Annotated in this window: 19 protein-coding genes; 11 read left to right on the top strand and 8 right to left on the bottom strand. The window is 75.3% G+C overall.

From position 1 onward, the window contains the following. Positions 1-23: 23 nt before the first annotated feature. Positions 24-1,025 (top strand): type IV toxin-antitoxin system AbiEi family antitoxin domain-containing protein, encoded by a 1,002-nt coding sequence (locus NHH00_RS11350; protein ID WP_253052150.1) that lies wholly within the window; start codon positions 24-26, stop codon positions 1,023-1,025. 49 nt (positions 1,026-1,074) lie between these two features. Here NHH00_RS11350 and NHH00_RS11345 read toward each other — a convergent pair whose 3' ends face one another. Together NHH00_RS11345 and NHH00_RS11340 are read right to left on the bottom strand one after the other, a co-directional pair. Continuing rightward, positions 1,075-3,228, bottom strand: a complete 2,154-nt coding sequence (locus tag NHH00_RS11345; RefSeq protein WP_253052148.1) for a cytochrome c oxidase assembly protein — start codon at positions 3,226-3,228, stop codon at positions 1,075-1,077. Positions 3,229-3,296: 68 nt separating this feature from the next. After that, a complete protein-coding gene (locus NHH00_RS11340; protein WP_253052146.1) occupies positions 3,297-3,812 on the bottom strand; it encodes a PPOX class F420-dependent oxidoreductase in 516 nt (171 codons plus the stop codon). 250 nt (positions 3,813-4,062) lie between these two features. Between NHH00_RS11340 and NHH00_RS11335 the strand changes: the two genes are divergently transcribed. From NHH00_RS11335 to NHH00_RS11300, 8 genes are all read left to right on the top strand, one after another. Then, a complete protein-coding gene (locus NHH00_RS11335; RefSeq protein ID WP_253052144.1) occupies positions 4,063-5,061 on the top strand; it encodes an AAA family ATPase in 999 nt (332 codons plus the stop codon). 32 nt (positions 5,062-5,093) lie between these two features. Further along, complete coding sequence (locus tag NHH00_RS11330; RefSeq protein WP_253052142.1) at positions 5,094-5,996, top strand: DUF58 domain-containing protein; 903 nt, start codon at positions 5,094-5,096, stop codon at positions 5,994-5,996. Next, entirely contained in the window at positions 5,983-6,486 is a 504-nt protein-coding gene (locus NHH00_RS11325; RefSeq protein WP_253052140.1) for a hypothetical protein, read from the top strand. The genes NHH00_RS11330 and NHH00_RS11325 overlap by 14 nt, the downstream gene beginning before the upstream one ends. Further along, positions 6,480-7,574 (top strand): vWA domain-containing protein, encoded by a 1,095-nt coding sequence (locus NHH00_RS11320; RefSeq protein WP_253052138.1) that lies wholly within the window; start codon positions 6,480-6,482, stop codon positions 7,572-7,574. Before NHH00_RS11325 ends, NHH00_RS11320 begins: the two co-directional genes overlap by 7 nt. A gap of 7 nt (positions 7,575-7,581) precedes the next feature. Continuing rightward, positions 7,582-8,766 (top strand): vWA domain-containing protein, encoded by a 1,185-nt coding sequence (locus NHH00_RS11315; protein ID WP_253052136.1) that lies wholly within the window; start codon positions 7,582-7,584, stop codon positions 8,764-8,766. Then, positions 8,763-9,806, top strand: coding sequence for a hypothetical protein (locus tag NHH00_RS11310; protein ID WP_253052134.1), 1,044 nt, complete (start codon positions 8,763-8,765; stop codon positions 9,804-9,806). The genes NHH00_RS11315 and NHH00_RS11310 overlap by 4 nt, the downstream gene beginning before the upstream one ends. Positions 9,807-9,963: 157 nt before the next feature. After that, the gene (locus NHH00_RS11305; protein WP_253052132.1) at positions 9,964-10,599 is read left to right on the top strand and encodes a nitroreductase family protein; all 636 of its coding nucleotides are present in this window, start codon (positions 9,964-9,966) and stop codon (positions 10,597-10,599) included. A 109-nt stretch (positions 10,600-10,708) separates the two neighbouring features. After that, complete coding sequence (locus NHH00_RS11300; RefSeq protein ID WP_253052130.1) at positions 10,709-11,431, top strand: GNAT family N-acetyltransferase; 723 nt, start codon at positions 10,709-10,711, stop codon at positions 11,429-11,431. Between the two features lie 4 nt (positions 11,432-11,435). Here the strand turns inward: NHH00_RS11300 and soxR are convergent, their stop codons facing one another. Continuing rightward, complete coding sequence (soxR, locus tag NHH00_RS11295; RefSeq protein WP_253052128.1) at positions 11,436-11,906, bottom strand: redox-sensitive transcriptional activator SoxR; 471 nt, start codon at positions 11,904-11,906, stop codon at positions 11,436-11,438. Between the two features lie 149 nt (positions 11,907-12,055). On the opposite strand from soxR, the gene NHH00_RS11290 reads away from it, so the two are divergent. Together NHH00_RS11290 and NHH00_RS11285 are read left to right on the top strand one after the other, a co-directional pair. After that, positions 12,056-13,096 carry an alcohol dehydrogenase catalytic domain-containing protein gene (locus tag NHH00_RS11290; protein ID WP_253052126.1) on the top strand — a complete coding sequence of 347 codons (1,041 nt, stop codon included), beginning with the start codon at positions 12,056-12,058 and terminating at the stop codon, positions 13,094-13,096. After that, positions 13,093-14,598 carry an MFS transporter gene (locus NHH00_RS11285; RefSeq protein ID WP_253052125.1) on the top strand — a complete coding sequence of 502 codons (1,506 nt, stop codon included), beginning with the start codon at positions 13,093-13,095 and terminating at the stop codon, positions 14,596-14,598. Before NHH00_RS11290 ends, NHH00_RS11285 begins: the two co-directional genes overlap by 4 nt. Before the next feature lie 159 nt (positions 14,599-14,757). Here the strand turns inward: NHH00_RS11285 and NHH00_RS11280 are convergent, their stop codons facing one another. The 5 genes from NHH00_RS11280 to nirB form a co-directional block, all read right to left on the bottom strand. Further along, entirely contained in the window at positions 14,758-15,660 is a 903-nt protein-coding gene (locus tag NHH00_RS11280; protein ID WP_253052123.1) for a sirohydrochlorin chelatase, read from the bottom strand. Continuing rightward, positions 15,657-16,748: a uroporphyrinogen-III synthase gene (locus tag NHH00_RS11275; protein ID WP_047232004.1), complete on the bottom strand. Its 1,092-nt coding sequence runs from the start codon at positions 16,746-16,748 to the stop codon at positions 15,657-15,659. Before NHH00_RS11275 ends, NHH00_RS11280 begins: the two co-directional genes overlap by 4 nt. Before the next feature lie 119 nt (positions 16,749-16,867). Then, the gene (gene cobA, locus NHH00_RS11270; RefSeq protein WP_253052121.1) at positions 16,868-18,226 is read right to left on the bottom strand and encodes a uroporphyrinogen-III C-methyltransferase; all 1,359 of its coding nucleotides are present in this window, start codon (positions 18,224-18,226) and stop codon (positions 16,868-16,870) included. Continuing rightward, a complete protein-coding gene (nirD, locus tag NHH00_RS11265; protein WP_253052119.1) occupies positions 18,223-18,681 on the bottom strand; it encodes a nitrite reductase small subunit NirD in 459 nt (152 codons plus the stop codon). Before nirD ends, cobA begins: the two co-directional genes overlap by 4 nt. Next, a complete protein-coding gene (gene nirB / locus NHH00_RS11260) occupies positions 18,678-21,410 on the bottom strand; it encodes a nitrite reductase large subunit NirB (RefSeq protein WP_308202294.1) in 2,733 nt (910 codons plus the stop codon). The genes nirD and nirB overlap by 4 nt, the downstream gene beginning before the upstream one ends. Between the last annotated feature and the right edge of the window lie 230 nt (positions 21,411-21,640).

The raw sequence follows: 21,640 nt of genomic DNA, 5'->3' as shown, positions 1-21,640 counted from the left end.
CGCGTCTCTGGTCAGATCCGGAGGTGCGCACACTGACCACGGTCCCGACCGAGCTCCTCGTCCTCGCCGAGCGTCAGGCCGGGCTCGTCTCCGCCTCGCAGTGCGACGCGCACGGTGTGAACGCGAACCGCCGCTCGCGACTCGTCGACCAGGGCCGCTGGCGCCGACCCACGCGAGGGGTGTTCGAGGCGACGCCGGGGCTGTTCGCGCCGTCGGACCCCCGGGTGCACGACCACCGTCGGCGCCGCGCCGCCTGGCTCGCGCTCCTCGCGTACGGACCCGAGGCGATCGCCGTCGGACCGTGCGCGCTCGTCCTGCTCGGTGTCCAGGGGATCAGCACGGGCGTCGTGCCGCAGGCGACGCTCCCCGGGGCACGGGGAGCGCTGCCGCGCGACGGGATCCGGCTGCGCCAATTCGACGACGGGATGACCGTCGTCCAGGTCGACGGCCGCTACGTCGCGAGCCCTGACTGGGCGCTGGCCCAGGCAGTCCCCGAGATGGGTCGGCGGCGCGCCGTCGCGGCGATGGACAGCGTCGGCCATCTCGGGCTCCTCGACGCCGAAGGCCTGGCTCGCGCCCACGACCTGGCCCGTGGGCGGCGGGGTGTCGCGCGGACGCACGCCTGGTGGGCCGAGGCGGACGCACGGTCCGAGTCACCGCTCGAGACGTTCGCTCGCCTCGAGTGCGCGGACGTCGGGCTGGCACCCGACGACCTCCAGGTCGAGGTGGTCGACGACGGCGCGTTCGTCGGGCGTGGAGATCTCGGGTGGCGGCTGCCCCGAGGGCGGTGGCTGATCGGCGAGATGGACGGCACGGACGTCCACGGCTCGCCCGACGCGCTCCTCCGCGACCGCTCGCGTCAGAACGCGCTCGTGACGCACGGCGGGGTGGAGGTCCTCCGCTTCACGGGTCGGGACCTGACGCAGCCCGGGACGAGCCGACCGGGTCGCATGACGACCTCGCTGCGTCGCCACCTCGATCGAGCACGAGGCTCCGCGCCGTCGAACGCGAGGTTGCTGTCGTGATCGGCCCGAGAACGCCAGCAACGTCGTGTTCGGCGGGTAGGGGGTGGGGTCAGTCGTCGCGCTTCGACATCTCCGCGAGCATCGCGTTGTACTCCTGGAGCTCGGCGTCGCCGTCGCGGTCGGCCTGGCGGTCCCGACGCTTGGCCTCGCGCTCGTCGGAGCGCGTCCACATGACCGCGACGACGATGGCGAGGATGAGCGTCGGGAGCTCGCCGATGCCCCAGGCCACGCCGCCGCCGCGCTGCTGGTCGGCGATCGCGCTCGGGCCCCACTCGCGGCCGAGCAGACCGAACCACTCGGGCACGAGCAGCACCTCGCCCGACGTCAGCGCGACGCCGAAGAACGCGTGGAACGCCATGGTCGCGAAGAGCAGGAGCAGGCGCTGCGGGTAGGGCGGGCGGTGCGGACCGGGGTCGATCCCGACGAGCGCGTTGGCGAACAGGTACCCCGCGAGCGTGAAGTGCGCGAGCATCGCGAGGTGCCCGGCGTACGTCGTCAGGGCGTACTCGAACGCGGGCGTGTAGTAGAAGACGATCATCGAGCCGGCGAAGTTCACGGCGGCGACGATCGGGTTCGCGAAGAACTGGCCCACGCGCGACGTCACGATGGCGAGCACCCACTCGCGCGGGCCGCGCGACCCGTCCTTGCGCGGCGGCACCGCCCGCAGGAGCAGCGTCACGGGCGCCGCGAGCACGAGGAAGATCGGCACGACCATCGCGAGGATCATGTGCTGGACCATGTGCGCGCTGAACAGCACGTGCCCGTACATGGCCGGCCCGCCCGACGTCACCCAGAAGAGGACGAGGATGCCGACGCACCACGAGACCGTGCGGCCCACCGACCAGGAGTCGCCGCGCTTCGCGAGGCGGCGCACCCACCGCAGGTAGACGACGAGCGCCGCGACGCACGCGAACGCGGGCAGCAGGTCCCAGCGCCACTCGGTGAACCAGCGCGCGAGCGTCGGCTCCGGCGGCAGCGCGTGCCCCGTCACCTGGTATGCGGCGGAGGTGTCGAGCGGCTCCTCCTGCGGCACCGGCGGCGCGGTCGACCCGAGCGCGACGGCGACCCCGGACACCGCACCCATGATCGCGAGCTCGACCGCGACGAGGCGCCAGAACAGCCACCGCGTGCCCTCCGCCGCGGCGCCCTTCGCACCCCCGGACGACGTCGCCCCCTTCGCTGCCTTGCCCGACGAGCCCTTCGACGAGCCCTTGGCAGCGGCCGTCGACGAGCCCTTCGACGACGCACGGTCGCCGCTCGGCCGCGCGACCGCCGTCGGGCCGGAGAGCCGCCGCACGACGAGCTCGCGGTGCGCGAAGCCCACGGCGCCGAGGACCAGCAGCAGCGCGAGCTTGGTGAGCAGGAGGATGCCGTAGTCGGTGGTGAGGCCCGCGAGCGTGTCGACCCGGATGCTCGCGTTCGCGATGCCCGAGACGGCGACGGCGACGTAGCACCACAGCGCGATCGCGGAGTACCGCGCGACGGACGCCGCGAAGTCCGCACGTCCCAGCCCGCCGCGCACGCGCACGACGGCGAGCGTCCCCAGGCCACCGACCCAGAGCGCCGCGCCGGCCAGGTGGAGGAACATCGACGAGACGGCGAGCTCGTGGCTCACGGCGCCGGCCGCGTGGCCCGTGTTGGCCTGCATCGCGATCGCGACGAGCGCGAGGGCGGCCGTCCACATGGCTCCCGTGGCGCCGCGCACGGCGAGCGCCGCGGCGGACGTCAGCGCCGCGACGACGATGATCGCGAGGTAGTTGCGGCCCAGGCTGACCTGCGAGACGAAGAGGCCGAGCTGGTCGCCGAACGTCGGGCCCGTGATCGGCGTGCTCGAGATCGAGGAGTAGCGCAGCACGACCTGCGCGACCGACAGCACCGCCCACGTCGCGGCCGACGCGCCCGCGACCCCGAGCGCCTTGCGCACGGGCGTCCCGGCGGGCAGCACGCACGCCGCGAGGACGAGCGAGCCGAGCGTCAGCGCGACGGCGAGCTCGGTGAGGACCGTGACGACCGGGGTGCCGAGGCGCGCGAGCGCGCCCGGGTCGGGGAAGCCGGCGGGGACGGTGAACGCGGCCGAGAACGCGCCGGCGGCGAGCACCGCGACGACGGCGACGACGACGGCGAACGGTCCGGCGAGGACGAGCCACCACGGGTTCGCGGGTCGGGCGTCCGACGGCGCGCGGCGCAGGGCAGTCGTGGTCACCGGACCAGGGTATCGAGCGCGCGGACCCCTCCGGTCATCGCCTGTGGACGACCGCTCTCACGGCCGCCTCACGGTCGCGGCAGCCGCGCCATCCCGTAGACCCGCGTCGCGCGCAGGCGCAGCACCTGACGGCGGTCGGCGACCATCGCGCGCCGGAACTCCTCCCAGTCGGGGTGCTCGCTCCCGGAGGCGGCGCGGAACGTCTCGACGAGCTCGTCGGCGGCGTCGTCGTGCGGGTCGAGCGCGACGGCGCTCAGCTCCGCGTCCCCCTCGACGACGGCGTAGCTCCAGAAGTCCTCGGCGCTCACCTGGAGCGAGACGCGCGGGTCGCGCGCGGCGTTGCGGGTCTTGGCACGGTCGGCGGTGACGGAGACGCGCGCGACGCCCGCGTCGGGGTCCCACGCGTAGAGGACGTTGGAGAGCTGGGGGCGCCCGTCCTTCTTGACCGTGGCGAGCACGCCCTGGCGGCGGGCGGCGACGAGCGCGAGGAGCGCGGGCTCGCCGAGGCGGTCGAGGGCGGTGCCGGTGGGGGTGGACAGGGCGGTGGCGGTGGCGTCGGTCGTCCCGACGGCGTCGTGGCTCATGCCGGGCCAACCCCGCGACGCTCGCCCGACATTCCCGACGAGCGCGCGGACGCCCCCCGGTGGGGAAGGTCCGAGCCCTCCCCGGTGGGGACCTCTCCCCACCCGGACCTGTGGACGACGCCCGGTCCGACGCGGGCCGCGCTGGCATACTGGGCCGGGTTCGCCGGGGGCTCGCGACGCACCGTCCACACCCCTCCGGCCGCGCACGGGACCACACCCGCACGACCACGCACGACCCGGAGGACGATCGATGGCCGCAGGGCACGGCAGCATCTCGACGCAGGACCTCGACCGCGCGAGCCACCTGCTCAAGCGCGTCGGCCAGGTCTTCGACCAGCGCGTCGTGGGCCAGGACGCGCTGCGCACGGCGCTGGTCAGCTCCCTCCTCGCGGGCGGCCACATCCTGCTCGAGTCGGTGCCGGGGCTCGCCAAGACGACGGCGGCGCAGACGCTCGCGGCCGCGGTCGACGGCTCGTTCCACCGCATCCAGTGCACGCCGGACCTCATGCCGAACGACATCGTCGGCACGCAGATCTTCAACTACGCGACCGGCGAGTTCACGACCCAGCTCGGCCCGGTGCACGCCAACGTCGTGCTGCTCGACGAGATCAACCGCTCCTCGGCCAAGACGCAGTCGGCGATGCTCGAGGCGATGCAGGAGAAGCAGACGTCCATCGGGGGCGAGAACTTCTCGCTGCCCGACCCGTTCATGGTCCTCGCGACGCAGAACCCCATCGAGGAGGAGGGCACCTACGTGCTGCCCGAGGCCCAGATGGACCGCTTCCTCATGAAGGAGGTGCTCACCTACCCGACGCCGCCGCAGGAGCTCGAGATCCTCCAGCGCATCGCGACCGGGCAGATGACGCAGCCCCTCACCGCGCAGCCGATCTCGCTCGACGACGTCCGCTTCCTGCGCGGCCTCGTGGACGACGTGTACGTGGACGACTCGATCAAGCGGTACGTCGTCGACCTCATCAACACGACGCGGCTGTCCGGCCCGCGCCCGATCCCCGGGCTCGACCGTCACGTGCGCGTGGGCGCGTCGCCGCGCGGCGGCATCGCGCTCATGCGCGTGGGCCAGGCGCTCGCGATCCTGGCGGGCCGCGCGTACGTCATCCCGGACGACATCAAGGCCGTGCGCTACTCGGTGCTGCGGCACCGCCTGGTGCGCACGTTCGACGCGCTCGCCAACAACGTGCCGCCGGAGCAGCTCGTGGACGCGGTGTTCGACGCCGTCCCCACGCCCTGAGCGTCCCCCTCACCGTCTCGAGAGAGCACCACGTGCCCGACGTCTCCCGTCTCGCCCAGGTCCGGGCCCGGCTCGACCTCCCGGTCGCGCGCCGGGCGTCCGGCCTGCTCGAGGGACGGCACCGGTCGGTCTTCAAGGGGCACGGCCAGGACTTCGACGACCTGCACCTGTACGCGCCCGGCGAGGACGTCGGCGACATCGACTGGAAGTCGTCGGCGCGCGCGGGGCTCCCGATCATCCGCCGGTTCGTGCGCGAGTCGAACCTCAACCTCGTGCTCGTGGTCGACACCGGCCGCACGATGGGCGCGACCGCCCCGAGCGGCGAGACCAAGGCGGAGATCGCGAGCTTCTGCTGCGCGCTCGTCGCGTACCTCGCGCGCGACCGGGGCGACCGTGTCGCGCTCGTCGCGGGCGACGCCCGGCGGCTCGTCCAGCTCCCGCCCCGCGCGAGCACGCAGGACCTCGAGGTGCTGCTGCGCACGGTGGAGGACCTGTGGCGGCCCGACGCGCCCGCGAGCGACCTCGCGCGCCCGCTCGACCGCGCCCGGTCCGCGTTCCGGCGCCGCTCGCTGGTCGTGGTCGTGACCGACGAGGCGCGCCCGGGAGCCGAGCACGAGCAGCTCCTGCGGTCGTTGCGCGTGCGCCACGAGGTCATGGTCGTCCAGATCGCGGACCTGTCCCCCGTCGGCGCGGGTGCGGGGCCGCACGCCACGGGCGAGGTCGCGGACGTGGACGGGACGCTGCGCCTGCCGGCGTTTCTGCGCGGCCGGGCCGCGCTCGCCGCGTCCGCGGCCCAGGCCCTCGCCGCGCGGCGGGCCGAGGTCGCGGAGCGCCTGCGCGCGCTCCAGGTCGAGGGCGTGCTCGTCGAGGGGTCGGACGACGTCGTGCAGCGGTTCGTCGAACTCCTGGGGAGGCAGAAGCGTGCCCGTCGATGAGCTCGTCGACCCCGTGGGCTACTCGGGGTGGTGGACCGTCCTGGGGATCGTGCTGATCCTCGCGGCGGCCGCCGTCGTGTTCCTCGTGATCTGGCTGACGCGCGCGAGCGCGGCGGAGAAGGCCGTGCCACCCCCCGCGCCCCGGCTCCCCACCGGCCCCTACGACCCGTACGCCTCGCTGCGCGCCGAGTACGAGCGACGCCTCGACGTCGTCGCGGAACGCTTCCGCGCGGGCGAGCTCGACGAGCGCGCGCTGCACCTCGCGCTCTCGGCCGAGATGCGGGGTTTCGCGACCGGTCGGCTCGGGCAGGACGCGTCGTCCATGACGCTCTCGGAGATCCAGCAGATCGGCGAGGCGGGACGCCTCACGCAGGTCATCGCGCGGTACTACCGGCCGTCGTTCGCGGACCACGACAACGACCCCGCCGCGCGCGCGACCGACGCGGAGGACTCGATCGACCGTGCCCGATCGGTGGTGCGCGGATGGTGAGGCACGCGCTCGCGACGAGCACCGCCGTCGTGCCCGGTCCCCAGGGCGCGTCCATCCTGTGGCCGTGGCTGTGGGGCGTGCTCGTCGTCGCCGTGCTCGCCGCCGGCGTGGTCGCCTGGTGGCTCGCCCGGCACCGCCGGAGACGTGACGCCGACGCCGACGTGCTCTGGGTGGCGAACTCCGACTACCTCGCGCGCGTGCCGGCGTTCGCCGCGTGGGTGCGGCGCTACCGCGTGCTGCAGGGGCTCACGGCGGCGGGGCTGCTCGTCGCCGTCGTCGGGGCGGGCGCCGTCGCGGCACGCCCGGTCGAGACGGACGTCGTCGTCGACCGCCTCGGCACGCGCGACATCGTGCTGTGCCTGGACGTGTCGGGCTCGATGATCGAGTACGACGGCGCCGTGCTCAAGGTGTTCCAGGAGCTCGTGGACAACTTCGAGGGCGAGCGGATCGCGCTGTCGATCTTCAACTCGTCGTCGCGCACGGTCTTCCCCCTCACGGACGACTACACGCTCGTGCAGGAGGAGCTCCAGGGCGGCATCGACGCGCTCGACAAGGACCCGTCGACGTTCGACTACACCGGTGGGTCGGACGACGCGGAGATCCTCGAGTACGCGCAGTTCACCGCCGGGACGACGGCGAACCTCTCCGGTGCGAGCCTCATCGGCGACGGGCTCGCGAGCTGCGCCCTCCAGTTCGACGCGGAGGACACGGAGCGCTCGCGCTCGATCATCCTCGCGACCGACAACTACGTCTCGGGCGAGCCGATCTACACGCTCCCCCAGGCCGCCGACCTCGTCGCGTCGCGCGACATCACGCTGCACGGGATCTTCGGCGGGTCGCAGCGCTACGAGGGCACCCCGGAGGAGAGCGAGTACCGCAGCACGGTCGAGGACGGCGGCGGGCTCTACTTCCTCGCCGACGACCCGGCCGCGGTGCAGGGCATGGTGGACGACGTCGTCGCGCAGCAGGCGGTCGAGCTCGACGCGTCGCCCGAGGTGATCGTCACGGACCGGCCCGCGGGCTGGTTCCTCGTCGCGGTCCTCGGCGTCGCGCTGCTGCTCGTGGTCGCGTGGCGGGTGAAGGAGTGACGGACCGATGAACCTCGCCGGGCTGACCCTCCAGCCGCTCGTGCCCGTGTGGGCGCTCGCGCTGCTCGTCCTGCCCCTGCTCGGCCTCGCGGTGTGGCAGGCGGTCGTGGCGGGGCGCCCCGGGCCCGACGGCGCCCCGCGCCCGGGCGCGCCGCGCGCGGCCTGGCTGCGCCGCGCCGGAGCGGTGGTCCTGCTCGGGATCATCGGGCTCGCGCCGTCGGTCGCGTCGACGGACCGCGACACGTCGGTCGCGAACGTCGACATGTTCTTCGTCGTCGACCGCACCGGGTCCATGGCGGCCGAGGACTACGGGCCCGAGGGCGGCCAGGAGCGGCTCGACGGCGTGCGGCACGACATCAGGAGCCTCACCGAGGCGATCCCCGGCGCCCGGTACTCGATCATCTCGTTCGACTCGCAGGCCTCGCGCCAGCTCCCCCTGACGACCGACGCGCGCGCGATCACGTCGTGGGCCGACACGTTCCACCGCGAGATCACGCGGTACTCGCAGGGCTCCCTCACCGACCGGCCCCTCGACGAGCTGCGCTCCGCGCTCCAGGGGTCCGCCGAGCAGCACCCGGCGAACGTGCGCCTCGTCTTCTTCCTCAGCGACGGCGAGCAGACGGCGGAGGGCGAGCCGCGGTCGTTCGCCGACCTGGCGCCGCTCGTCGACGGCGGCGCCGTGCTCGGCTACGGCACCGCCGAGGGCGGCCGGATGAAGGAGTACGACCCCGACGTCGAGCCCGAGGAGGCGGAGTACATCATCGACTGGTCGCAGCCGAGCGAGGACGGCGAGCCCGTGGAGGCGCTGTCCGTGCTCGACGAGGAGTCGCTCACCACGCTCGCGGACCAGCTCGGCGTCCCGTACGTGCACCGGCAGGAGCCGTCGGAGACGGCGTCGCTCGTCGCGGGCGTCGACCCGCAGCAGGTCGCGGCCGACGGCCGGCGCGACGTCACGGCGTACCGCCCCGTCGTCTGGCCGTTCGCGCTCGCGCTGGTCGCGCTGCTCGGCCTGGAGGCGTGGTTCTGGTCGCGCTCGGCCAGCCGCTCGCTCGTGCGCCCGACGACGGCCCGGGCGTCGGCGACCGGCGGACCCGCGCCCGGCCCGGGCGCTGGGGAACCGGGCGCGCACGGCGACGGCGACCGGTCGCCGTCGGGCACCCCCACGGCGGACCGGGTGGAGGTGCGTCGATGACCTGGCCCTCTCCCCCGACGCCCCCGACGGGGCGGCGGAAGCCGCGCCCGACGGGTGTCGCGGCCCTGCGCGCCGCGCGGCTGCGCCGGCGCACCTGGTGGCTCGTCGGGACGCTGCCCGTCGTGCTCGCGCTCGTCGTCCTCGGGGTCAAGCTGGCTCTCCTCGCGCCGATCGCCGCGACGGCCAAGGACCGCTACGAGGCCGGGGAGGCGACGACCGCGGCGGACTACTACGGGATCCAGCGGGTCCTCAACATCGTCGAGCCGTGGAAGGCGCACTACAACCACGGGACGGCGCTCGCCCGGTCCGAGGACTCGTGGGCGCTGTACGACGCGATCACGTCCCTCGACCGCGCGTACGACCTCGCGGAGCACGAGAGCCCCGAGGAACGCTGCATGATCCAGACGAACCTGTCGCTCGCGTACGAGATCCAGGGCGACGGCGACATGGCGTACGCGGAGGGCAAGGCGGCCGAGCTCGCGCTCGTCGAGGAGGCGATCGCCGCCCGCGACGCGGGGATGCCGTACGACGAGGAGGTCCTCGACCCGTACGGCGACGGGAGCGAGGAGCCCGACCCGGAGGAGCTGCGCCAGGACGTCCAGGACTGGTACGAGTACGCCGAGCAGGAGTACGCGACGGCCGAGCAGATCCGCGGCTGGCCCGACTGCGGGGAGTCCGAGCAGACGCCCGAGCAGGAGGAGCAGAACGAGGCCGCGCAGCAGCGCCTCCAGGACAAGCAGCAGCAGGCGCAGGACTCGCAGCCGGAGAACGAGGGCGGCGGGGACACGCAGGAGGGCGAGGGCTCCGAGGGCGACGAGCAGTCGGAGGCCTCGGGCGGCGAGGGCTCGGAGGGCGAGGGCCAGCAGAGCCAGGCCGAGCGCGAGGAGCAGCAGCGCCAGGAGGAGCTCCAGCAGCAGGGCTCGGAGGCGCGCGAGGAGCAGGAGCGGCTCGAGCAGGAGTACCGCGACCTCTACGGCGACCAGCCCGGGACCGGCAGCGACCCGGGAGACGGCAGCGGGAGCGGCACCAAGAACTGGTGAGCGGCCCCGGCCCCCCGCGGGTGGGCAGCCGTTCCGTGACCACCCGCTCCCCCGTCCGAGGCCCGTGGACCAGGACGTGCCGCAGGCGTGACCACCCTGCGAGACGGCGGCCGGGACCCGCGAGCGCGCCGGACGGTGGCCCGTACCCTCGGCGACCGTGACCACACCTGAGGATCTGACCGTCCTTCGAGCGCTCCACTCGACGCCGTCGCGCCGCTACCTCGCGCCGGACCCGGTGCCGGACGACGTGCTCGACGCGATCCTCGACGCCGCGGTCCGCGGCCCCAGCGGGGGCAACCGCCAGCAGTGGGCGTGGGTCGTCGTGCGGGACCCGGCGACCAAGGCGCAGATCGCCGAGTGGTACCGCGAGGGATGGCGTGCCGCGTACGGAGACCGGCGCGACGCCGTCCTCGGAGCCGCGACCGACGACGCGGGCGTGAGCGACGCGGGCTTCCGCGCCGTCGAGCACCTGGCCCTGCACCTGGAGGAGGCACCGGTGTGGGTCGTACCGGTGCTGCGGGACGCGGCGGGCTCGACGGACCCCCGGCTCGGCGCCTCGATCTACGGCGCGGTGCAGAACCTCGTGCTCGCCGCCCGGGCCTACGGCCTGGGGACGACGCTCACGACCTTCCACACGGTCCGCGAGACCGACGTCGCCGCGCTGCTCGGCCTGCCCGACGACGCCCTGACGATGGGCCTGGTCCCGCTCGGCTACCCGGCTCGCGGGCGCTGGTCCGAGCCGCGCCGTCGGCCCCTCGCGGAGGTCGTCCACCGGGACCGGTGGGAGGGCTGAGCGCACCTGGAAGAGGCGCGCGCCCGCGAGCGTTCGCCCCGGAGGAGACGCACGGTCGGACGACCGTGACGACGGCACGCACCCGGGCGACCGGGCGAGGAGGAGCACGATGACCGCGACGAGCACGCAGACCGGCGCCACCGGCGTCGACGACGCCGCCCTGGACAACCCGTCGTGGAGCGCCCTCACCGGCGCCCACGCGCACCTCGCCGAGGGCGACGACCTCGCGCGGCGCTACCCGGCCGACGTCTCGCCCATCACGGGCGTGCGCTCGTGGGACGAGCCCGGGGTGTGGGACGCGATCGCCACGCTCGTCGGGCCGGGCGGACGCTTCTCGGCGCCGCCCCAGGGCGTCGACCTGCCGACGGGCTGGACGCTCGAGGCCCGCGTGGAGGGGGTCCAGCTCGTCGAGACCGAGCGCCTGGTCACCCGCCCCGACCCGGAGGCGGTCGTGCTCGGCGCGGCCGACGTGCCGGACATGCTCGCGCTCGTCGAGCGCAGCCGGCCGGGGCCGTTCGAGGCGCGCACCTACCTGCTCGGGCGCTACGTCGGGTTCCGGGACGACGCCGGCCGGCTCGTCGCGATGGCGGGCGAGCGCCTGCACCCCGCAGGCTGGACGGAGATCAGCGCCGTGACGACCGACCCCGCGCACCGGGGACGCGGCCTCGCGTCACGCCTCGTCCGCGACGTCGCGTTCCACGTGCAGGAGCGGGGCGACCGCGCGTTCCTGCACGCCGCGGCCGAGAACACCGGCGCGATCGCCGTGTACGAGCGGCTCGGGTTCGCGCTGCGCCGCCGCACGAGCTTCGGGTCCCTGCTCGCGCCGGCCTGACGCCTCAGTCCTCGATCCCGTCCACGAGCAGGGTCCGCGGGCCGGGGCCCTCGTCGGCGAGCGCGTCGTGCGGGTTGACGAGGACGCACTTGCGCAGCGACAGGCACCCGCAGCCGATGCAGTCCGTGAGGTGGTCGCGCAGCCGCGTGAGTTGCTCGATGCGCGCGTCGAGGTCGGCGTGCCATCCCGCTGAGAGGCGGTGCCAGTCCTTGGCCGTCGGCGTGCGGTCGCCGGGCAGCGTCGCGAGCGCGGCGCGGATGCGCGCGAGCGGGATGCCGACGCGCTGGGACGCGCGCACGAACGCGACCCGGCGCAGCGTCTCGCGCGCGAAGCGCCGCTGGTTGCCGGGGGTCCGGCGGCTCGTGATGAGCCCCTCGCGCTCGTAGAAGTGCAGCGCGGACACGGCGACGCCGCTGCGCGCGGCGAGCTGGCCGACGGTGAGCTCGTCGCTCGGGGACGGGACGTCGTCGGGCACGCGGGCTCCTCGCCGGACGGCCGCCGCGCGGCTCGCGGCGGACTGCTTGACCTCAACATTTGTTGAGGTTCGAGACTAGCAGGGCGCGCCCGGACCGGGTCGCGTGCCGCCGCTCCGGCGCGGCCCGTCGCCACTGAGGGAGCACACCCGTGGACGCCATCCGCCTGCACGCGTTCGGACCGCCCGAGAACCTCGTCCTCGACCAGGTCCCCGACCCCGTCCCCGGACCCGGCGAGGTCCTCGTCGCCGTCCGGGCGCACGGCGTCCACCTGCTCGACACCACCCTGCGTCGGGGCGAGGCGGCGGGCGGCCCGCTCCCGCTGCCCGCCTTGCCCACGATCCCGGGACGCGAGGTCGCCGGGGTCGTGGAGGCCGTCGGGCCCGGGGTCGACGCGGCGTGGCGCGGGCGTCGCGTCGCGGCCCACCTCGGCGCCACGCCCGACGGCGGCGGGTACGCGCGGCTCGCCACCGTCCCCGTCGCGCTGCTGCACCGGATCCCCGACCACGTCACGGCGCCCGACGCGATCGCGATGATCGGGACCGGCCGCACCGCCGTCGGCATCCTCGACCTCGCCGAGCTCGGCGCGACCGACACCGTGCTCGTCACGGCCGCGGCCGGCGGGCTCGGCACGCTCCTCGTGCAGAGCGCGCTCGCGATCGGCGCACGGGTCGTCGCGCTCGCCGGCGGCCCGGAGAAGGTCGCGCTCGTCCGCGGGCTCGGTCGGGAGCCGCACGCCGAGCGGCTCGTCGTGATCGACTACCGGGCCGAGGGCTGGCTCGACGAGGCGCGGGCCGCCGTCGGGCAGCACTCCCCCGACGGGGCGACCGTCCTGCTCGACGGCGTGGGCGGGGACGCAGGCGCGGAGGCCGCGACGCTCCTCGCCCCCGACGCGCGTCTCGTGCTCTTCGGGTGGTCCTCGGGCGCACCGAACCGCGCCGGTGACGTCGACCACGGCGCCGGGAACGTCCCGAATCCCGGTGCGGGAGCGGTCGCGCGGGACGTACGGTGGGCCGTGGGACCCCAGGCCCGACCCTGGGGAGACCTGTTCGACCTGCAGGAGCGCGCGCTCGCGCTCGCGGCGGACGGGACGTGGCACGTCGTCACGCACCAGGTACCCCTCGCGGAGGCAGCGCGCGCCCACCGTGAGCTCGAAGCGCGCGCCACCACCGGAAAGGTCGTTCTCGTATGACGGCGGAGCCCCGCACCGACGCCGACGCGCCGACGTACGGCACCCCCGACGCCCCCGCCGTACCCGCGGCCGGCGCGGCGCTCGCCCCCGGGACTCAGCGCACCGTCCTGTTCGGCATGGTCGCGTTCGTGTTCCTCGGCGCGTTCGAGGCGCTCGCCGTCGCGACCGCCATGCCGACCGTCGCCGTCGAGCTCGACGGCCTCACCCTCTACACGCTCGCGTTCGCCGCGTCGCTCGCGTCGAGCGTCGTCGGGATGGTCGCGTCGGGCCGCTGGAGCGACCGTGCCGGCCCGACGACGCCCCTGTGGACCGGCATCGGGCTCTTCCTCGCGGGCCTGCTGGTGGCGGGACTCGCGCAGGACATGCTCGTCCTCGTCGCGGGCCGCGTGCTCCAGGGCGTCGGGACGGGCCTGTACATCGTCGCGCTCTACGTGCTCGTGGCACGCGTGTTCCCCACCGACCGACGGCCGAAGGTCTTCGCCGCGTTCGCCGCCGCGTGGGTCGTCCCGTCGATCGTCGGCCCGGCCATCGCGGGGCTCGTCGTCGAGCACGTCGGCTGGCGCTGGGTCTTCCTCGCGGTCCCGGTGCTCGCCGTCCCGGCGCTGATCCTCATGCGCCCGGGGATGCGCGCCGCCCGCGGCTCGGCCCCCGACGACGCCGCGTCCCCGGCGTCCGACGACGTCTCCGCCCCGTCGGAGGACGTCCCTCCGGACGGGACCGACGACGCCGAGTCACCTCTCGACCGGACCGCGCGCCAGGCGTCGCTCGCCTGGGCCGTCGTGGCCGCCGTCGGGATCGGGGCGCTCAACTACGCGGGCCAGCTCCGCGGGCTCGGGCTCGCCGCTCTCCTCGTCGCGTCGCTCGCGGCCGTCGCGCTCGCCGTCCCGCGGCTCCTGCCCCCGGGCACGACCCGCGCCGCGCGCGGCCTGCCGAGCGTCATCGCGATCCGCGGGCTCGTCGCCGCCGCGTTCACCGGCGCCGAGGTGCTGCTCCCGCTCCTGCTCTCCCACGAGCGCGGGCTCGCGCCGTCGCTCGCCGGCGCGGTGCTCACGTTCGGCGCCGTCGGCTGGTCGACCGGGTCCTGGCTGCGCGGCCGCGCGACGTGGGGGCTCCGGCACGCCGACTACGTGCGCCTCGGCGGGACGCTCGTCGCGCTCGGCATCGGCGGCGCGGCGCTGCTCGCGTGGACCGCCGTGCCGCCCGTCGTCGGCATGGTCGCGTGGACCCTCGCCGGCCTCGGCATGGGCATGACCCACCCGACCCTGTCGGTGCTGACGCTCGAGCTCTCGCCCGTGGCGGAGCAGGGTGCCAACTCCTCCGCGCTCCAGGTCTCCGACGCCGTCGCGGCCGCCACCGCGCTCGCCGTCACCGGGTCGCTCCTGTGGGCCCTGCACCCGACGCTCGGCCTCGCGTCGTACGTCGTCTGCTTCGGCGTCACGGTGCTGCTCGCCGCCGGCGTCGCCCTCCTCGCCCCCCGCACCCGCCCGACCCTCACGAGGTAGGCCCCCGCTCGGATCGAGGGAGAACGGTGGTCCGGCGAGGTACAGCCCTGGTCCGTTCAAGTAGAGCCCTGGTCCCGCGAGGTAGTGCCCTGGTTCTCCCTCGATCGACCAGGGCTCTACCTCGCTGGACCGGGGGTCTTCATGGGCGGGGCCCGGGTGCTATCTCGGCGCGGCGAGGGTCGCCGCGGCGGTGGTGTAGCGGTCGAGGACGATCTCGGTGAGCCGGGGGTCGGGGGCCAGCGGGGCGGTGACGACGTCGCCGCCCGCCTCGAGGACGCGGTCGTAGAAGAAGCCCGGCGCGAGCAGGTAGGCCGCGACGACGACGCGCGCGCCCGGGGCGAGGTCGGCGCGGGCGGCGGCGACGGCGTCGGGCACGGACGGTGCGGCCATGGCGCCGTAGCCCACCGTGACGGAGTGGGGGACGCGCTCGCGGAGCCGTGCGGCGAGCTCCTCGACGTCACGCGCGGCGCCGGGCCGGCTGGACCCCGCGGCGGCGATCACGACGGCGTCGCCCGGGCGCAGCCCGGCCTCCGCCAGCCGCTCGGCGAGGAGGTCCGCGAGGCGCGGGTCGGGGCCGAGCGGCGTGCCTGCCGCGGCCCGTCCGCTCCCAGGGCCGCGGTCCTCGACCGCCGCCGCGACGTCGACGCTCACGTGGAACCCGCCGGAGAGCAGCAGCGGCACGACGACCGCGTCGCCCGGCCGCGCGCCGTCGACCACGGAGCCGTCGGCAGTGCTCGTCGCGGAGCGTCGCGGGTCGTCCGTCGCCGCGGACGGGGCGACGACCGACGTCACGACGTCCGCGACCTCGGGCTGCTGCACGTCGACGAACGCCTCGCGGACGTCGAGGTCGGGGCGCGCGGCGCGCACGTCGTCGAGGAGCGCACGGATCACGTCGCGGCCGGTGAGGTCGCTCGTGCCGTGCGAGCAGCCGATCAGCACGGGCGCGGCGCCGAGCGTCCCGCCGTCGGCGACCTCCGGCCCGGTGTCGGACGACGCCCCCGAGCCGGGCGACGCTTCCGACGGGACAGCGCCTCCGAAGAAGGCCGGGCTCTCCGCGCTCATGCGAGCTCCAATCGATATCCGCGCTTGACGACGGTCTTGACGAGGTCGCGCCGGCCGGTCGCCTCGCGCAGGCGCGCGACGGCGACCTCGGCCGCGTGGGGGTCGCGCGAGTCGCCGGGCAGGACGTCGAGCACGTCGTCGCGCGTGACGACCTCGCCGCGGCGCGCGGCGAGGAGGCGCAGCACCTCGAGGCTGCTGGGCGAGAGGGGCAGCACCTCGCCGTCGAGCACGGCGACGCGCGAGCGGATCTGGAGCGCGCCGGCGACGGTCGCGAGCGCGACGGTCTCGGCCTGCTCGTAGTGCGCGACGAGCGTGCGCACGAGGGCACCGAGCCGCCCGCGCTCGGGCTGGAGCGGCGTGACCCCGCGGTGCTCCAGCGGCTTCGCGGTGATCGGCCCGACGGCCGCCGCGACCATGGACCCGTCCTGGAACCGCGACACGACGAGGCGGCCCACGCCGTGCTCCTCGGCCGCGCTCAGCCACGCCTCGGCGCCGGGCGCGGAGGTGAACACGACGGCGTCGATCTCCCCGACGGCCGCGGCCTCGACGGACGCGCGCAGCGCCTCGGGGTCGGGCGGCGGCCCCCAGCGGTAGACGACGAGGCTCGCGACCTCGGCACCGGCCTCGGCGAAGACGACGTCGAGGCCGTCGGCCCCGGCGCCGTGGTGCTGGACGGCGATGCGCAGCCCGGCGACGCCCTCGCCGAGCAGCACGTCGGCGATCTCCGCCGAGGTCTCGGACTCGGCGACCCAGTCGGCCGTGAGCCCGGCGGCCTGGATCGCGCCGCGCGCCTTGGGCCCGCGCGCGACGATCCGCGCGTCGGCGAGCACCTCGAGCAGGCGGTCGGCGAGGCCGTGCGCGTCGGCGGCCTCGACCCACGAGCGGAAGCCGATGCCGGTCGTCACGACGACGACGTCCGGCGGGTGCTCGACGAGGTCGCGCGTCCCCGCGAGGAGCTGCTCGTCGTCGGCGTGCGGGATCATGCTCAGTGCGGGCGCGTGGCGGACCTCGGCACCCCGGCGCTGGAGGGCGGCGGCGAGCTCGCTCTTGCGGCGGTCGGCCGTGACGAGCACGGTGCAGCCGGCCATGACCTGGCCGAGGGCGGGGCGGTCGACGCCAGGGTCGGACGCGAGATCGACCCGAGCGTCCGAGATCGACCCTCCGTGGGTCGACGTCGCGACGGGCGGGTCGATCTCAGTGCTGCCGGTCACGCGACCGTCGCCGGGTCGAGCCGTCCCTCGGCGGCGACGTCTCCCATGACGATGATCGCCGGGGGGCGGACACCTGCCTGGGCGGCGTGCGCCACGATCTCGCCGAGCGGGGCCCGCGTGACGCGCTGGTGCGGCGTCGAGCCGCTCTCCACGATCGCGACGGGCATCGCGGGGTCGGCCCCGGCGCCGAGGGCCTGGGCCGTGATGCGTGCGAGCTGCGAGACACCCATGAGGACCACCAGCGTAGCCGTGCGGTCGCGCACCCCGGCCAGCGCGGCGGCGTCGAGCCCGTCGTGCCCGCTGGTCACGTGGAACGCGGCGACCGTCCCCCGGTGCGTGAGCGGGATGCCCGCGAGCGCCGGGACGCTCAGCGCGCTGGACACCCCTGGCACGACGTCGACCGGCACGCCCGCCTCGCGGCACGCGATCACCTCCTCGCCGCCGCGCCCGTAGACGAACGGGTCGCCGCCCTTGAGCCGCACGACGCGCCGTCCGCGCTGCGCCTGCTCCACGAGGATCGCGTTGATCTCGTGCTGCGGCACCGGGTGGTTGCCGGGCGTCTTGCCGACGTCGATCACCTCGACACCGGGCGCGAGCTCGTCGAGCACGTCGCCCGGCCCGAGCCGGTCCGCGACGACGACGTCCGCCTCCGCGAGCGCCCGGCGCCCCCGGAGGGTGAGCAGGTCGACGGCGCCCGGTCCGCCACCGACGAGCGTCACGCGCCCGAGCCCGCCGTCGGCCGGCCGGTGCCGCCGCTGGTCGGCGCCGCCGGAGCGCAGGTGCTCGGCGATCGCGTCGCGCACCGCACGCGCCCGCCGCGGGTCCGCGCCGCGCCGCTCGGCCGCGCCGTCAGCCGCTCGTCGCGCCCGAGCGCGGCGGTCCGGCGACAGGTGCGCCGCGGGGACGTCCGTGACGACCCCGACGAGCACGTCGCCGCTGTGGGTCGTCGCAGGCGTGCGCGCGGTGCCCTCGTGCGCGGCCCCGGCGTTGACGCACCAGGTGCGGCGCGCGGCCGCCCACGCGGCGACGTCGCGGTTGGTCCCCGAGTCGTCCGTCGCCGCGAGCACGAGCCACGCGTCCTCGACGTCGGACTCGCGCACCTCGCGCGGCGCCCAGGTGACGCCCCCTCCGCCGGGTGCGGGGTGTCTGTCGTCCCGAGGACGGATCGACGACAGATACCCCGCACTCAGCGAGGCCGCGACGAGGTCGCGCAGGTCCTCGCAGACCTGCGGCGCGACGACGCGGACGTGCGCGCCGTCGTCGGCCATCGCCCGGGCGCGGCGGGCGGCGACGGGCCCGCCGCCCGCGACGAGGACCGTGCGCCCGGCGAGGTCGAGGCCCAGGAGCGTCGTCACGGCGCACCGTCCGAGGCATCGTCGGCCGTGGGGTCCGCGGCGGCGAGGGGGCGCGTCCCCACGTGCACGACGCCGTCGCGCACCTCGGCGGGCCACGTCGCCAGGTCCGGGGCGAGGCCCTGGACGGGCACGTACCCGGCGGCCTCGAGGCAGCGCCCGGTCGCGAGGTCGAAGACCTGCTTGTACATGGGCCCGGCGACGGTCGGGACGCCGCCGCGCGTCCCGACGATCCCGCGCGACATGACGTTCGCCCCCGAGAACGGGTCACGCTGCTGCACGACGCGCACCGTGTCGTCGGGGAGGCGGAAGAGGGCGACCTGCACCCCGCCCACGAGGGCGGCGACGCCGCGCTCGACGAGGAGGTCGCGCAGCAGGCACACCCGCTCCCACTCCGTGGTCGCCGACGTGGCCGTCTCCCCGGGGGGCACGGCCTGCTCTGCGGACACGACGCTCATCGACGGACCTCCAGGGTCGTGCCGGCGATCACCACGGGGCCGGCGGGGACGGTGGCGAGACCCGCGGCACGGGCCTCCTCCAGGGCGGCGCGCTCGTCCGCCGTCGCGGGCCGGATCTGGCCGCGCTCGGTGACGTACGCGAGGTCGGGGTCGGGCTCGGCGGGCGCGTTGACGAACGAGCCGAAGCGACGCAGCTTCTCCGGGTCCTCGAGGACCGCGCGCCACTCGTCCTCGTAGTCGCCGACGTGGCGGGCCATCGCGGCGTCGAGGTCGGCGCCGAGGCCGAGCGAGTCCTCCACGATCACCTCGCGGATCGCGTCGAGGCCGCCCTCGTAGTCCTCGACCCACGCGGCCGTGCGCTGAAGGCGGTCGGCCGTGCGGACGTAGTACATGAGGAAGCGGTCGATGGTCCGGACGAGCGCCTCGTCGTCCAGGTCCTCGGCGAGGAGCTGCGCGTGCCGGGGCGTGAACCCGCCGTTGCCGCCGACGTACACGTTCCAGCCCTTGTCCGTCGCGATGACGCCGACGTCCTTGCCGCGCGCCTCGGCGCACTCGCGCGCGCACCCGGAGACGCCGAGCTTGAGCTTGTGGGGCGAGCGCAGCCCGCGGTAGCGCAGCTCGAGCTCGACGGCCATGCCCACCGAGTCCTGCACGCCGAACCGGCACCACGTGGACCCGACGCACGACTTCACCGTGCGCAGGGACTTGCCGTACGCGTGCCCCGACTCGAACCCGTGCTCCACGAGCCGGCGCCAGATGTGCGGGAGCTGCTCGATGCGAGCGCCGAACATGTCGATGCGCTGTCCGCCCGTGATCTTCGTGTAGAGCCCGAAGTCCTTGGCGACCTGGCCGATGACGAGCAGCCCGTCGGGCGTGATCTCGCCGCCGGGGATGCGCGGGACGACGGAGTACGTGCCGTCCTTCTGCATGTTCGCCATGACGTGGTCGTTGGTGTCCTGGAGCGTCGCCTGCTCGCCGTCGAGGATGTGGCCGTTGCCGAGCGACGCGAGGATCGACGCGATCGTGGGCTTGCAGATGTCGCAGCCGCGCCCGGCGTCGCGGACGAGCACGGCGCCGTGGGTGTCCGTCACAGGTTCCGGTACACGACCGAACCGCCCGACGATCTCGCTGAACGTGTGCAGGTCCGCGACGCGCACGGCGTCGAAGAGCTGCGCACGGGAGAGGTCGAAGTGCTCGCACAGCGCGTTCGAGACCTCGACGCCGGCACGGGCGAGCTCGGTCGTCGTGATCTTCTTGACGAGCGGCAGGCACGACCCGCAGCTCGTCCCCGCGCGCGTGCACGCCTTGACGCCCGCGAGCTCGGTGCACCCGTGCTCGGTGACCGCGCCGCGGATCGTGCCCGCGCTGACGTTGTTGCACGAGCAGACCGTGGCGTCGTCGGGGAGCTCGAGGCTCGGCGCCCTGCCCCCGGAACCCTCGGGCAGCAGGAACACCCCCGGGTCGCCCGGGAGCTCCGTGCCGAGCATCGGCCGCAGCGACGCGTACGGCGCGGCGTCCCCGACGAACACGCCGCCCAGGAGCGTGCGCGCGTCGTCGGACAGCACGAGCTTCTTGTAGACGCCCGCGACCGGGTCGGCCCACACGAGCTCCATCGCGCCCTCGGTGCGGGCGAACGCGTCGCCGAAGCTCGCGACGTCGACCCCCTGCAGCTTGAGCTTGGTCGCCGTGTCCGCGCCCGGGAACGTCGCCTCGCCGCCGAGCAGGCGGTCCGCGACGACCTCTGCCATCGCGTAGCCCGGCGCGACCAGGCCGATGCACCGACCCTCGATGCACGCGACCTCGCCCACGGCCCACACGTGCTCGTCCTCGGTGCGGCACGCGAGGTCGACGACGGCGCCCCCGCGCTCCCCGATCGCGAGCCCCGCCGCGCGCGCGAGCTCGTCGCGGGGCCGAACGCCCGTCGCGACGACGACGACGTCCACGTCGAGCCGGCCGCCGTCGGCGAAGTCGAGCCGGCCCACGTGGCCGGTCTTCCGGGAGACCTTCATCTCCTGGGTCCCGGTGCTGCAGCGGACCGCGATGCCCATGCCGTTGATGAGGCGCTTGAGCGCCTCGCCGCCGCCGAGGTCGATCTGCGCGTCCATCAGGTGCGTGCCGAACTGGATGACGGTGGCCTGCGCGCCGAGCGCCTTGAGCGCGCCCGCCGCCTCGAGGCCCAGGAGGCCGCCGCCGATCACCGCGCCGCGGACGGGGCGCTCCCAGCCACCCTCGGTCGTCGCGTGCCGACGCTTCTCCTCGACCCACCCGCGCAGGGCCGCGACGTCGTCGATCGTGCGGTAGACGAACACGCCCGGGAGGTCGTTGCCCGGGATGGGCGGCATCGCGGCGCTCGACCCCGTCGCGAGGACGAGCTCGTCGTAGGCGTGCACCCGCCCGAGGCGGTCGGTGACGGTCTGCGCGTCGCGGTCGATCGACGTCACCGCGCAGTCGCGGTGCAGCGTGACGAGCGGGTCGTCCCACAGGGCCGGGTCGCCGAGCGTGAGCTCCTCGGCGTCGCGGGCCGAGAAGTAGCTCGTCAGGGCGACGCGGTCGTACGGCTTGCGCGGCTCCTCGGCGAAGAGCGAGACGCGCCATACGCCAGCGGTGTCGCGGGCACGCAGCGCCTCGACGAGCCGCTGGGCGACCATGCCGCCGCCGACGACGACGAGGTGCCGGGGGGCGGCGGGAGCGCTGTGCGCGGGGGCGGGATCGGTCTGAGGTCCGGTCACGTCGGGCTCCTGGGGCGTCGGGCGGATCGGTCACCCGCCCGCGGGTCCGACGAGGGCTCCCGGGACGGTGCTGACGACGCTACGGACGGGCGGTTTCGCGGCCGTGCCCCGTCCGTTGCCCGTCCGTAACGGTGTTCTCACCCGGCGCCGCACCGCCGTGTGAGGTCGGCGGAGCGGGGCGAGATCGGCAGGTCGTGCCGAGATCGGCGATCGTGACTGCCGATCTCGAC

Source organism: Cellulosimicrobium cellulans (assembly GCF_024124905.1).
GTDB lineage: Bacteria > Actinomycetota > Actinomycetes > Actinomycetales > Cellulomonadaceae > Cellulosimicrobium > Cellulosimicrobium cellulans_G.
This window is presented reverse-complemented; position numbering and strand designations above follow the sequence as displayed.

Bases quoted from the DNA above. Each gene is read 5' to 3' on its own strand.
- NHH00_RS11300 (WP_253052130.1), top strand. From the start codon at position 10,709: ATGACCGCGACGAGCACGCAGACCGGCGCCACCGGCGTCGACGACGCC.
- NHH00_RS11335 (WP_253052144.1), top strand. From the start codon at position 4,063: ATGGCCGCAGGGCACGGCAGCATCTCGACGCAGGACCTCGACCGCGCG.
- NHH00_RS11310 (WP_253052134.1), top strand. From the start codon at position 8,763: ATGACCTGGCCCTCTCCCCCGACGCCCCCGACGGGGCGGCGGAAGCCG.
- NHH00_RS11275 (WP_047232004.1), bottom strand. From the start codon at position 16,748: ATGGCCGGCTGCACCGTGCTCGTCACGGCCGACCGCCGCAAGAGCGAG.
- NHH00_RS11340 (WP_253052146.1), bottom strand. From the start codon at position 3,812: ATGAGCCACGACGCCGTCGGGACGACCGACGCCACCGCCACCGCCCTG.
- NHH00_RS11315 (WP_253052136.1), top strand. From the start codon at position 7,582: ATGAACCTCGCCGGGCTGACCCTCCAGCCGCTCGTGCCCGTGTGGGCG.
- NHH00_RS11320 (WP_253052138.1), top strand. From the start codon at position 6,480: ATGGTGAGGCACGCGCTCGCGACGAGCACCGCCGTCGTGCCCGGTCCC.
- NHH00_RS11280 (WP_253052123.1), bottom strand. From the start codon at position 15,660: ATGAGCGCGGAGAGCCCGGCCTTCTTCGGAGGCGCTGTCCCGTCGGAA.
- nirD (WP_253052119.1), bottom strand. From the start codon at position 18,681: ATGAGCGTCGTGTCCGCAGAGCAGGCCGTGCCCCCCGGGGAGACGGCC.
- NHH00_RS11285 (WP_253052125.1), top strand. From the start codon at position 13,093: ATGACGGCGGAGCCCCGCACCGACGCCGACGCGCCGACGTACGGCACC.